Here is a 13,154-nt window from a genome sequence, read left to right on the forward strand (position 1 = left end):
TAAAATTAGCAAACATAAATTACTTTCAAGGCTTATGATTTTAATAAAACGAGTCAGTGATTTTAATTCAAACGTTTTCGTTGATAAGTTTTCACAAATCAAAAAAAAATTGAAGATAATGGAACGTTTTAAAAAAAAATTAACTTTTATGTACCATTTTTTAAGTAGCACGTTATATTTTATAAAAAAACAAATTACAACATTAGTTTATGAATACATGTAATCAGTAAAGTTTTATTTTAATAAAAAGTAAGGTTCGCTCCCTTTTATTTCATAACACCATTCTCAATAAACAGTGTCAATTTATAAAGGAGCGAAGCAAATAAAAATATAAAATTGGTGCTTTATTAATTTTCTTCTGGGAGTAGTCCCTCGTGGTTCTTTTTAATCTTTTCTGTATTTGTTTTCTTAGATCCTTGAAAATTGATGTAATCTGGAGACAAATTAGAATCTTGATCTTCGGATACAGGACTTGATATTTTTTCAAATTTTAGGTTTTTAAAAATTTGATTCACAAACTCCTTAAAAGTATCAAAATCTACTTCATAAGAAACCCCTAACCCTTGTGTATAACCAATTCCTTGTCCTACGTAATTAATATCGTTTTCTTTGTTAAAGAGTCTTAAGTTTAGTGTTCCATCTTCGTTAACTCGGAAAAGAACTTCTACATCTCCAATTATCGCAGATTCATTAATACCGCCAAAAGGAACTCCTAATTTTCCGTTGATGGTAACTCGATCATTAATCTTTGAAGAAATAGTAGCCACAAATCTTCCATCTGTTTCTCGACCTATTCTTCGGTCTGCACCAATAAAATTAAGTCCAACTTTGAACTTATCGTCATCCGACTGAATAATCCCTCCTAAAATACTAGAAGCAGTCTCAAATAAACTTCCTGAAAAGTCGGACTGACTTACTCCTTCTGGACTTAAAAAACCACCAGAAGACAATAAATACAAGGCTTGAGTTTGTCTAACATCCTTGTCATTCAGTTTATATTGTATTTCCGATTTCAATACGTTACTTACTGTTGGAAATTCGATGTTAAAATCAGGCTCTGGACTGGTTAAATCGCCACGAACACCAATTACTACTTCAACTGGAACTTTTGTATTAAAAGAGGAATTATCCAATAAAACTGCTGGATTAGCAGTCGTTTTATATACTGCCTCAAGATTCAGCTGGGCTTTCATCGGGTTTCCTTCCCAAGTAATAGATCCTCCTTTTTTAACCTCAAATTTCTTATCTATTAGTCCACCATATTTAAAATTATAAGTTCCTTCATACGCCTGGAAATCTCCCCACATATTAAATTTACCTAAAGTATTAATCTTAAACAACAAAGATCCAAATCCTTTTCCTTTCATACCATGACCTGTATTTCGATCTAGGATTACTTCTACTTCTGCATCTGGTGTGATATCAAAATCAAACTCTAATTCTAATCCGTTATAATTTCTAGAATTATCAACAATACCATTTTTCAAGTTGTATTTCTCTTTTTCCGTGACAAAATGAATAAAAATATTATCACTTACACTTTCGGCATTATTAATAGGAATTTTGAACGCGGTCCCTTTTTCAGACTTTGCATCTACTTTTATAAATAATGAATTTGTAGGACCCTTGATTGTGGCAGAACCATCAATAAATGCGGTACCATAATAGGCAGCATCTTCACTATCCTTTGTATCTAACGCCAAAAGTCGTTTGGAACTAATAGCTAAATCTAATTTCCAATCGCCAAAGTTTTTATGTTCAATATTTCCGTTCAAACTCCCTTTGGTACCGTATTTCGTATCAGTAAGTGTATTGTTTCTAAATAAGAAACGCTCATCCGTTAAATCTATAATCGTATTATCACTCAAAGCATAATCAACGTTGAGATACGGGATTGTTAATCCTGCTTTATCTAGAAAAAGGCGACCATTGATGTTTGGTTTCTTTAAATTACCTTCGATAGTAGCATTACCAGAAATCAAACCTCTTACATTAGACAAAACATCTCCTCCCAATTTATTTAATGTACCTATATTAAATTTATCAAATTTAAGTTTTAAATCTAAAATGGTCTGTTTGTCAATGATTTCAAAACTTCCGTCGGCATTAAATGATTCTAAATCTTTATTTTCTAAGTTTGAATTTATTGTAAATTTCTTAAGGCTTTCATCGCCTTGAATATCAAAGTTAAGCACTCCGAGATCTATTTTATTTACATTTAAATTATCAATAACAATTGAGGCAGTAGGCTGATAAACATTCTTGTTTTGCTTAAAACTTATATCTCCATTTATATTTCCTTCGAGGAAAAACTTATCATTCGTCGGCGTAATTTGATTTAAATCAACATCTTTAAATTTTAAATTTAAATCTTTTACCGTGGGCCCTTTAAATATTCCTCCTAATGTGATCGATTGATTTTCATGTGACAATATGATATTATCAATATTGAAATTTTCAAATGTTTTATCAAAAACAATTTGATTATCCGTTGTTTCATTCTCATTCAAAAACCACAAATAATCTTTAAATTTAACCTCAGATTTGCTAATTCCTACAACATTATTATTGTCTTTATTAATTGTGTGATATAAGTTGAGATTGTAATAATCCTCTGCATTATTACCTCCTTTAAATTCCGAACGAAAGAATAAGGTATCTTTCATGGTCACATTTATCAAACTAAAATCACGTATTTTGTAATATTTAGTTTTAATACTATCCAACTCTATATAAGCATTATACAATGGGTTTTTATTATCTACAGCAATATTAATATTATCAAATGTATTGTCTGAAGCTACGATTTGCGGTGAATTAAAATTGAATTTAAACTCTTGATTATCCGAATTAATATTCCCTTTAACAACCGTATTAGCACCGATAGCTATTTCTGGAAAAAATATTTCTATGATTTTATTATAGATTGAAAAATTAAATTTAAGAAACTGTCCCTTTTTTACTTTGTGAGGTTTAAAGTTAGTGTACAAACTTCCCAAAGAATTTTTAACCAAGTTTTTTAACTGACTAAATTCATAACGACCTATTATTTCTCCTTGTACAATATCAGGAGAATTAACAGTAATAGTTCTTATCCTACTTTTATCGAAAACAGAATTTATGGTAAAATCATCAAAATTATAGGTGTCTTTTGCATTTTTATAGGAAGTCTTGTTGATGTAAACATTTCCTTGAAAATTCTCGATATTATTACCCGAAGCCTGTACCACAACATCTCCTTTAAAAACAGAGATTGAATCTTTTACTAATTTTAATTTATTTAAATCAGCATTCTCAACATTTACATGAAAATCATAGCGACTGTCTTTTTTGCTAATATCCAATAAACCATCAAATGTCATAGTTAGATTAGGATCACTAATCGAAATAAGACCTTTGTATTTGGGACTTTTCAGCGTTCCGTCAACTACTACATTTGTATAACTGTAGTTTCTAAAATCTACTTTACTAATATCACCTTTAATGGCTGTATCCAAATATTTTTGTTTAAAACCTTTTCCATCAACATCAATATTAAGGCTAACTCTTCCTAAATCTTTTTGTTCCAACAAGGTACCAATGTCAAAATTATCCATAATCACATTTCCAACATACGATGCTTTGTCTATATTATCAATATTTTGAATCGCCAAATTTGATGTTACGTTTCCTAGTTGAGTTACCATTGAAAAATCGGCTTCAACTGCAGTTGTAGAAACACTAGAAGTTCCAGAGGCAGTAAATCTTCCTAATTTCTTTAAAGAAGTTGGCAATTTGTTACCTAAAATATTAGGCAAAATCACTACTAAATCATCATAAGTTGAAGTTAACTTATCAAATTGAGCATACATCGAAAATTGCTGTCCTTTTTTAGCAAATAAATTTTTAAAATTAATATTCCCATTTATCGCCGTCATGCGATCATCTACTAATTTTAAATTAGTAAGACTAAGATTATTTAACGTCCCAGTGATCTTGGTTTTTACATAAAAATGCTGATTTTTTCCTATTTCTTTATAAAAATGGCGAATATCATTTGAGGCAATTGAAGCTGATTTTAGTTTAATATCAAATAAAACTTTATCATTAAAATCACTAAAGTCTTCAATTTTATATTTTAGCAAAACAGTACCTACTAGTGTAGATTCCTTTGTTAATAAATCAAGATCTTCTAGTTTTATATTTTTCTTTGAATAAGAGAATTTTGATTTTAAATTTTTAACATACAGACCTCTAAAATCTAAAAATGACATCTTATTTATGGTTGTAGTGACCTCTGGACCAAAAATCATAAAATTAGTTACGGAAGCATTTAACTTTGTAAAATCTACATCTTTTGGATTTTCTCGATTCTCATCTGTTAAAATAAAATGCCCATTTTGTATTTGTAATTTATTGGCTTTGAGCAAAAATTTTCTTGTAGAGGGTTTTCCAGTTTCAAAAGCAGCAACAAATTTATCAAGATTAGAGTCTTTTTCGTTTTTATAAGTTTTTAGGTTAAACAACAAACCTTTTAACTCCAAACCATCAAAAATCAAATCACCATCTAATAATTTTTTCCCTTCTAAAATAGTGGTTGCAATTCTTTGAGAATAAATTAAAGTATCATTATGATGGTCGCGTATAAGAACCTCTTTGAACTTTATTCCTCCAAAAACAGATATTGAAACTCCTTCGATGGCGATATTTGTTCCAAAATCTTTATTAATCGTATTTGTAAAATAATGAGCAATTTTAGTTTGCACAACTGGCAAAGTTAGTGCAATGGCAAGAATCAATAAAAGGAGAATTAATCCAATGAGGGAACGAAATGCTATTTTTACAATTTTTTTGATACCTTTTTATTATTTAAATTTTCTAATATTTCATTTTGCCACGAGAAACGGGATGTCTTTGACAAAAATTCTCTAATTTTGGACTTTGACAAATTAATACAATTGTATAATCGACTTGTCAAAAGTAATTCAAAATTTGTGCCTTTTTATGCAAAATTCCGAGGTTTTTATTCTGGCTATCGAAAGTTCTTGTGACGATACAGCAGCAGCTGTTTTACACAACGATAAAGTACTATCAAATGTTGTAGCAAATCAGCTAATTCATAACCAATACGGTGGCGTTGTTCCAGAACTAGCTTCCCGTGCACACCAACAAAATATTGTTCCCGTAGTTGATGCCGCACTTCGCAAAGCAAATATACAAAAAGAACAGTTATCTGCAATTGCTTTTACGCAAGGCCCAGGATTAATGGGATCACTTTTGGTAGGCAGTTCTTTTGCAAAATCGATGGCATTGGCATTACAAATTCCTTTGATAGCTGTAAACCACATGCAAGCTCATGTTTTAGCTCATTTTATTGCCGAAGATGGTTTTGAGAAACCCACTTTTCCTTTCTTAGCCTTAACCATCAGTGGTGGTCATACTCAAATTATTAAGGTAGATCACTTTTTTGAAATGACCGTTATCGGCGAAACAACTGATGATGCTGTTGGTGAAGCTTTTGATAAAAGCGCAAAAATATTAGGCCTTCCCTATCCTGGCGGACCGTTAATAGATAAATATGCACAAATAGGAAATCCGAAAGCGTTTGTATTTACAAAACCAAAAGTTCCAGGATTAGACTTTAGCTTCTCTGGATTAAAAACAGCGATATTGTATTTTATTCAGAAGAAAAAATTAGAGAATCCAGCTTTTGTTGACGAAAATCTAAATGATATTTGCGCCTCAATTCAACATACAATTATCGAAATTTTAATGGATAAATTAAAATTGGCAGTAAAGGAAACCGGAATTAAACAAATCGCAATTGGAGGAGGTGTCTCTGCGAATTCAGGTATTAGAAAAACATTAAAGGAAGCCGAAAACAACTATGGTTGGAAAACCTTTATTCCAAAATTTGAATATACAACAGATAATGCAGCAATGATAGGAATTGTTGGATATCAAAAATTTTTAAATCAAACCTTTGAAACAGCTGCGGTTGTTTCTAAAGCAAGAATACAATTATAACTATGCAATTATTTTACAGCCCTACCATAAACGAAACTACAGAAACATTCACTTTTGATAAAGAAGAAAGCAAACACATTATTAAGGTATTGCGAAAAAAAGATACAGATCTATTATATGTAACAAATGGATTAGGTTTTTTGTTTAAGACAGAAATAACTTTAGCTTCAGACAGTAAATGTACCGTTAAAATAATTTCGTTTGAAAAAACACCTCCTTCCAAATTCAGATTGCATCTCGCTGTAGCTCCTACAAAAATGAATGATCGTTACGAATGGTTTTTAGAAAAAGCCACAGAGATCGGAATACATGAAATAACACCGATTATCTGTGATCATTCTGAAAGAAAGGTAATTAATAACGAAAGATTTGATAAAATTTTATTGGCTGCTATGAAGCAATCTAATGAGTTGTATCTACCTAAATTAAATCCAGCCATCACCTTTAAAGAATTTGTAAACAATAGCAATGAAAATGTAAAAATGATCGCACATTGTGAAGATGCTGATAAAAAAACATTTAAATCTGTGTTACAACCCAATCAAAATATTACTCTGTTAATAGGTCCTGAAGGCGATTTTTCAGAAAAAGAAATTGCATTAGCACTCAGCAATGAGTACATCCCTGTGTCATTAGGAAATACTAGATTGAGAACAGAAACTGCAGCTATTGTAGCTTGTCATAGTGTAGTTTTTGTCAACGAAGACTAAACATTTAAAACAATGAAAAAAATATTTTATCTTTTAGTATTGCTTACTTTACCAGCATTTGCGCAAGAAATTGCTTTGGTCAAATATAGCGGTGGTGGTGATTGGTATGCCAATCCTACTTCATTACCAAACTTGATAAAATATTGTAATGCCACCATTAACACACAAATAAAACTTAAACCTGCAGTAGTAGAACCAAGCAGTCCTGACTTATTTTCGTATCCATTTATACATATGACTGGTCATGGGAATGTTGTTTTTAGTGATTCTGATATAGATAACCTTAAAAAATATTTATTAGCGGGTGGCTTTCTTCATATTGATGATAATTATGGTATGGATCAATACATTAGAAAAGAAATAAAAAAAATATTCCCCAATAACCCTCTTACTGAAATTCCAAGTAGTCACTTGATTTTTCAAAAACCTAATTCTTTTCCAAACGGATTACCTAAAATACATGAACATGACGGTAAGCGTCCACAAGCATTTGGAATCTTTGTAGATAGCAAATTAGTTTTGCTTTACACCTACGAATGTGATCTAGGTGATGGATGGGAAGATGCCGAAGTGAATAATGATCCCAAAGAAATTCGCGATAAAGCGCTTAAAATGGGTGCTAATATTATTAGTTATATTTTTAATAACTAATAATAAAGTCAACATTACGTACGCTTTTTTATCCAAAAAAGATAGTACCTGCCAAAGAATCAGAATATTATATAATTTCTTTACTATTTTAAAAAAATTATGTTTTATTCCGTTGCTCTCTTTTGATTTTTCATCCAAAATTTCAACAAAAAACAATCTCAAAAAAATCACAGACAAATATTAAACAGCTGTTTTTTAAACAAAAAAAGTAAGTTTAAACCTACTTATAAATAATCTGTAAACTCAACAAAATATAGAAATTGTCTTTTTATTGTCAAAAAAAAGATATATAAATTTTTTATATTGATAATTTTTTATAAAATTGTTTATTAATTAACCAAAACCAATAATTTTTAACAAACCAAATCATGAAGAAAATTTTTTTATCAGCAGCAGCTTTATTGATGCTTTTTTCTTGTCAAAATGAGACAACAGAAACAACAGTAGATACTACTGCAATTTTACAACGCGGTTGTGCTTCACAAGAAGTACTAGAAGCACAAATGAAAGCTGATCCTACTTTAGCTTTAAGAATGAATAAAATTGAAGACTTTACTCAAAATGCAATGTTGAGTGGTCGATTAGTAAATGGAAAAATTGAAATTCCAGTTGTAGTAAATGTTTTATACAAAACAGCAGCTGAAAACATTTCTACTGCACAAATACAGTCTCAAATAGATGTATTGAACAGAGATTATAATGCTTTAAACAGTGATTTTAACTCTGTACCTGCTTTATTTTCTGGAGTTAAAGCCAATGTAGGTATTACTTTTGTATTACAAAATATTGTAAGAAAAGCTACTACTACAACATCTTGGACAACAAATGATGCCATGAAAAAAGCAGCTACAGGAATTGCTCCTACTACGCCAACAACAGTTTTAAACATGTGGTCATGTAATTTAGGTGGTGGTATTTTAGGGTATGCACAATTTCCTGGAGGAGCATCATCAACGGATGGTGTTGTAATAGATAATAATGCATTTGGAACTACTGGTTCAGTTAGTGCACCTTTTAACTTAGGAAGAACAGCAACTCACGAAGTAGGTCACTGGATGAACTTACGTCATATTTGGGGTGATGCAAATTGCGGAAGTGATTTAGTTTCAGATACACCAACTCATAACGCACCTAATTATGGAGTTCCTGCTTATCCTCATTACAGTACTTGTTCTGGTACACCAGTTGAGATGACAATGAACTACATGGATTATTCTGATGATAGAGGAATGTATATGTTTAGTAATGGACAAAAAAGTAGAATGGCGGCTCTTTTCGTTGCAGGAGGATCTAGAGCTAGTTTTAGATAATAATTTTTTTAGTTTTATTTGAATTTAAAACTCGCTACTTGTTAGCGAGTTTTTTTATATTTACCAATTAAATTAAAGCTATGATATCATCAAAAATTATTTCAAATGGAATACTAAGAGCAGTTTTAACCTTAATTTTTATTGGGTTAGGATTGTTATTCTTTTATAAAATTCAATCTATAATAATATATCTTATTGTTTCTCTTATTCTTACTTTGATAGGAAATCCAATTTTAGATTTTTTTAAAAGAAGATTAAAGTTCAATCACTTATTTGCTACAATAGCCGTTTTATTGATCTTTGTATTAATTATTTTTGGATTCATTATGCTGTTTATTCCATTAATATCATCGCAAGGACAAAATTTATCACTACTAAATACTGGTGAAATTGAAAAAAACATAACACAATTATTAAATCAAATTAGTGCATTTTTAGAAAATCACAAAATTGATTCGGCAGCCGTTTTAAAGGAATCTAATATTACTTCTAAACTAAATTTTAATTTCGTTACCGACTTTCTCAATATGCTTCTGGGAACAATAAGCAGTTTCGGAATGGGTTTAGCTTCTGTATTATTTATTACTTTTTTCTTTTTAAAAGATCGAAAAAATTTTCTAATTGGCGCAAAGAAATTAATACCCAATAGCCACGAAGAGCAAATTCTGAATTCTTTAGAAAAAACAAATCATTTATTATCTCGTTATTTTATTGGCTTGTTGCTTCAATTATTTATTGTCTTTATACTCTACTTAATTGTATTGTTTATTTTTGGACTTCCTAATGCCTTGATAATTGCCTTTTTGTGTGCTGTCTTAAACATCATTCCTTATATTGGTCCACTAATCGCCTCTATTTTAGCAGCCGTATTAACCATGTTAAGCAACTTAGGAACAGACTTTCAAACTGAAATTTTACCCACTACACTGTATGTTTTGATTGGTTTTTGGATTGTACAAATAATTGACAACAACGTTTCACAACCTATTATTTTTTCTAAAAGTGTTAGTTCGCACCCTTTGGAAATTTTCTTAGTTATCCTTACTGCAGGATTTCTTTTTGGTATTCTAGGAATGATCATTGCCGTTCCTTTGTACACCATTATTAAAGTCATCGGCAAAGAGTTTTTTCCGGAAAATAAGGTTATCAAGTTACTAACTAAAGATATTTAATGTTGGATTTATCGATTTTAGACCAAAAAATACAAGCTTTTATTGATGCCAATATCGGAACAAGCATTTCAAAATTAGCGCTGCAAAAAAATCCTTTCCCAGAGATTAATTGGATTAGCATCTTAAATCAAATTGAAGCTAAAACAAAAGCAAAGGATAAATTACCCAATTGGTTTGCTACGACAAACATTATTTATCCAAGCAAAATTTCTGTGGAACAAACCTCTTCAGAAAAAACTGCTTCTTATAAAGCATCGATTGTTTCAGGGGAAAGCTTAATTGATTTGTCTGGAGGATTTGGAGTAGATGATTATTATTTTTCAAAGAAAATAAAAAAGATTGCACATTGTGAAATCAATCCTGAGTTATCTGTTATTGTACAACATAACTTTAAGCAATTGCAGGTTTCAAACTGTACTTGCTACGCAGAAGATAGCTCGGAAACCTTAAAAAAATTAAATAGACATTGGGATTGGATTTACATAGATCCTTCGCGAAGGAATGATGCCAAAGGAAAAGTTTTCTTACTTAAAGACTGCTTACCAAATGTTCCTGAAAATTTGCAATTTTATTTCAAAAACTCAGAATCAATTTTAATTAAAACGGCACCACTTCTTGATATTTCTGCTGGACTATCAGAATTAGAAAATGTTGCTGCAATTCATATTGTTGCCGTAGAGAATGAAGTAAAAGAATTATTGTGGGAATTACATTCTTCCTTTTCAGGAAAGACAAAGATTAAAACTGTTAATCTATTGAAAGATAGTTGTGAAAAATTTGATTTCACATTAAATGAGCCAACTGAATTTTTACCCTTTAGTAATCCAAAAAAATACCTTTACGAACCCAATAGCGCAATAATGAAATCGGGTGGTTTTGAAGAAGTTGGTGCATTTTATAAACTTTATAAACTTCATAAACATTCCCATCTTTATACTTCCGAAGATTTAATTCCGTTTCCTGGAAGAGTATTTAAAATTCAAAACCAAATTACTTATCATAAAACGGAAATGAAATCTTTCTTAGAGAACAAGCAAGCCAATATTACGACACGTAATTTTCCTGAAACTGTAGAAAGCATTCGAAAAAAATGGAAAATAAAAGAGGGAGGTTCTCTGTATTGTTTTTTTACAACGGATATGAATAATGAAAAAATAATTCTAATTTGCAGCAAAATTTAAATAAAATGAAACAAATAATAACGACCGCTATATTTCTTTTCAGCCTGAGTATAACGGCTCAAAAACCATGTGAATATAATGTCAATGTAACTGACTCTATCGGAACTTATAAAGAGACTAAAGAATATATGATTAGTGAAAAAAACTTTGCAGGAAATGCTAGTTATATTTATTATTCTTTAGCCAATACAGACGGAACGCCTTCCTTAAATGTTCAACTCATACAAAAGAGTAAAGGTTTTATAAAAGTGAACTGTTTCGATAAAAATTCTAAACTTTATTTACAATTGAACAATGGAAAAATAGTCACTTTAGTACATATTGATCAAGAAAACTGCGGAACAACTATTCGCGATGCCAAAGGTTTTGATAACAGAGTCAATTCTGGCGTGTTCCTTTTTTTGAAAGATAATTTTGAAGAATTAAAAAAATCTCCAGTATCCCTGATGCGCATTAAATACCTCACTGAAACAGAAGATTATGTAATGAAAAAAGAATTTAAATCGGAACTAAATAATGAAATCTATTATCCTGAAACCTATTTTATAGAAAATTTAAAGTGTGTAGAATAACATTAATCACAATCCCATTTAAAATTTGACACCTTATCATTCAAACCCAATTTTAAATTGTAATGCCACCATTCAGAATCAAATGAATTAAAACCACTTTCGATTAAAATTGTTTTTAATAGTTTTCTATTATTTTTAATTTGTTTTGATACGTTCTTGTAATTATGACTCGCTTCTTTGCCAAAATGATCAAAGGAAGTTCCCATTTCTAATTCTTTTCCTGAACGATCGACTAAAGTTATGTCAACCGCTCCACCTCTATTGTGTATAGAACCTTTAGAGGGATTGGCTACATATATAGGATTTGAAACGATAGACCACATTTTTTTTTGAATATCTAAAGGACGATAGCAATCAAAAATTTTGATTCTATATCCCTTTTCAATGAATTTTTTATTGGCTTCAAGCAAAGACTTCACTGTTTTTAGTCTTAAATAACATTCCGCGCAATCGTACACTTTTGCTTTAAGAAAATTATCGGCAGTTGCGTACTTCATATCGAACACAAAATCCTCACTATAATCCTTTAAATTGACAAAGGTAGTGTCGCTAACAAAATTGCTTTTCTCACGAACACTTTCTGTGATAGTTTGGGATTTACAAGATATTATCCCCAACATAAAACAAAAAACAAATAAAGATGTAGCCGTAGTATTCATGAGGAACTTTTTTTATAAAAATAGAAAAATTTTAACAAAGGAAAGCTATAGTTATAAAATGTTATATAAAAGTAAATTAAAAATGGACTAATCATTTATTAAAATGGGATTGAATATAATTTTAAGATATATGAATCCATTTTTTATCGCTATTCAGTTTAAAAGTTCCTATATGTTCTTTATTCCACTCTTGAGGACCTATTAATGATAGAAAATCAGATCCATCAATACTTTTATATAAATGGTAAATCTCTCCTACCACGGGTTCAAAAGAGAATTTAGAGTTATACACTAATTCGTTCCACTCAAATTCTTGAATTAAACTTTCATACTGAGATTTTAGTTCACTAAACTTAATCTCGAATTCCTTATTTACAGTAGTAATACCTCTACTTTTCCAAGAAACTAAATCATCTACTCTAATCGCGGGAGCACCAACACTTGTTGCGTAGGGCAATAGGTTTGCATTGTATCCTTCGTTTTCTGAATAAACTATATTATCGGGTTTTTTATTTTCCATTGTCTTATTTAATCTATCATATTAAATTTAGTGTTGCTTCTCTAATTAAAAGTGGTTTATAAAATCACTGAACTTTTAAAATAGCATGCAAATATAAAATTTATTATTTTGTTTAACAATAAAAAATTAATGTTAAACAAAAATAAACTCAACAAAGTTAATTTAGCAGTTAAACCTTTTTGTAAAGCAATTAAATACCGTGATAAAAATTAAGCAATATCAAATTATTTGAATTTGAAACAGCAAATAAGAAACATAAAGATAAAATAGCTTTGCCACTAAAGGAAAAATACCCTATTTAAAATTAATTTACTTTGTTGATTATTCCGAAAATAAAAAAAGGTAAATCAGTGTAAATAAAATAGTTGTAATT

The 13,154-nt window shown here is 30.0% G+C and carries 10 protein-coding genes; 7 read left to right on the forward strand and 3 right to left on the reverse strand.

The features are described from left to right. Positions 1 to 347: 347 nt before the first annotated feature. Positions 348 to 4,745, reverse strand: a complete 4,398-nt coding sequence (locus MW871_RS03510) for a translocation/assembly module TamB domain-containing protein (protein WP_248427573.1) — start codon at positions 4,743 to 4,745, stop codon at positions 348 to 350. A 238-nt stretch (positions 4,746 to 4,983) separates the two neighbouring features. Between MW871_RS03510 and tsaD the strand changes: the two genes are divergently transcribed. The 7 genes from tsaD to MW871_RS03545 all read left to right on the forward strand — a co-directional run bounded on the left by tsaD (position 4,984) and on the right by MW871_RS03545 (position 11,602). Next, positions 4,984 to 6,006, forward strand: a complete 1,023-nt coding sequence (gene tsaD / locus MW871_RS03515; protein ID WP_248427574.1) for a tRNA (adenosine(37)-N6)-threonylcarbamoyltransferase complex transferase subunit TsaD — start codon at positions 4,984 to 4,986, stop codon at positions 6,004 to 6,006. A 2-nt stretch (positions 6,007 to 6,008) separates the two neighbouring features. Further along, the gene (locus tag MW871_RS03520; protein WP_210646241.1) at positions 6,009 to 6,716 is read left to right on the forward strand and encodes a 16S rRNA (uracil(1498)-N(3))-methyltransferase; all 708 of its coding nucleotides are present in this window, start codon (positions 6,009 to 6,011) and stop codon (positions 6,714 to 6,716) included. Between the two features lie 12 nt (positions 6,717 to 6,728). After that, positions 6,729 to 7,367 (forward strand): DUF4159 domain-containing protein, encoded by a 639-nt coding sequence (locus tag MW871_RS03525; protein ID WP_248427575.1) that lies wholly within the window; start codon positions 6,729 to 6,731, stop codon positions 7,365 to 7,367. Between the two features lie 368 nt (positions 7,368 to 7,735). Continuing rightward, positions 7,736 to 8,677, forward strand: a complete 942-nt coding sequence (locus MW871_RS03530) for a zinc metalloprotease (protein ID WP_188050354.1) — start codon at positions 7,736 to 7,738, stop codon at positions 8,675 to 8,677. A gap of 80 nt (positions 8,678 to 8,757) precedes the next feature. After that, on the forward strand, positions 8,758 to 9,849 hold the full coding sequence (locus MW871_RS03535) for an AI-2E family transporter (RefSeq protein ID WP_248427576.1): 1,092 nt from the start codon (positions 8,758 to 8,760) through the stop codon (positions 9,847 to 9,849). A gap of 2 nt (positions 9,850 to 9,851) precedes the next feature. Next, a complete protein-coding gene (locus MW871_RS03540; protein WP_248427697.1) occupies positions 9,852 to 11,030 on the forward strand; it encodes a THUMP-like domain-containing protein in 1,179 nt (392 codons plus the stop codon). 5 nt (positions 11,031 to 11,035) lie between these two features. Continuing rightward, complete coding sequence (locus MW871_RS03545) at positions 11,036 to 11,602, forward strand: hypothetical protein (RefSeq protein WP_248427577.1); 567 nt, start codon at positions 11,036 to 11,038, stop codon at positions 11,600 to 11,602. Between the two features lie 2 nt (positions 11,603 to 11,604). On the opposite strand, the gene MW871_RS03550 is transcribed toward MW871_RS03545, so the two are convergent. Both MW871_RS03550 and MW871_RS03555 read right to left on the reverse strand, forming a co-directional pair. Beyond that, on the reverse strand, positions 11,605 to 12,261 hold the full coding sequence (locus MW871_RS03550; RefSeq protein WP_248427578.1) for a M15 family metallopeptidase: 657 nt from the start codon (positions 12,259 to 12,261) through the stop codon (positions 11,605 to 11,607). Positions 12,262 to 12,382: 121 nt separating this feature from the next. Next, positions 12,383 to 12,781 carry a DUF2452 domain-containing protein gene (locus tag MW871_RS03555; RefSeq protein WP_248427579.1) on the reverse strand — a complete coding sequence of 133 codons (399 nt, stop codon included), beginning with the start codon at positions 12,779 to 12,781 and terminating at the stop codon, positions 12,383 to 12,385. Between the last annotated feature and the right edge of the window lie 373 nt (positions 12,782 to 13,154).

Origin of the sequence: Flavobacterium pygoscelis (assembly GCF_023162025.1) — a bacterium.
In the GTDB taxonomy this organism is placed as follows: domain Bacteria; phylum Bacteroidota; class Bacteroidia; order Flavobacteriales; family Flavobacteriaceae; genus Flavobacterium; species Flavobacterium pygoscelis.

What these genes read in the sequence shown, in the direction of transcription:
- tsaD (WP_248427574.1), top strand. Translation starts at nt 4,984, where the DNA reads ATGCAAAATTCCGAGGTTTTTATTCTGGCTATCGAAAGTTCTTGTGAC.
- MW871_RS03525 (WP_248427575.1), top strand. Translation starts at nt 6,729, where the DNA reads ATGAAAAAAATATTTTATCTTTTAGTATTGCTTACTTTACCAGCATTT.
- MW871_RS03535 (WP_248427576.1), top strand. Translation starts at nt 8,758, where the DNA reads ATGATATCATCAAAAATTATTTCAAATGGAATACTAAGAGCAGTTTTA.
- MW871_RS03555 (WP_248427579.1), bottom strand. Translation starts at nt 12,781, where the DNA reads ATGGAAAATAAAAAACCCGATAATATAGTTTATTCAGAAAACGAAGGA.
- MW871_RS03545 (WP_248427577.1), top strand. Translation starts at nt 11,036, where the DNA reads ATGAAACAAATAATAACGACCGCTATATTTCTTTTCAGCCTGAGTATA.
- MW871_RS03520 (WP_210646241.1), top strand. Translation starts at nt 6,009, where the DNA reads ATGCAATTATTTTACAGCCCTACCATAAACGAAACTACAGAAACATTC.
- MW871_RS03550 (WP_248427578.1), bottom strand. Translation starts at nt 12,261, where the DNA reads ATGAATACTACGGCTACATCTTTATTTGTTTTTTGTTTTATGTTGGGG.
- MW871_RS03530 (WP_188050354.1), top strand. Translation starts at nt 7,736, where the DNA reads ATGAAGAAAATTTTTTTATCAGCAGCAGCTTTATTGATGCTTTTTTCT.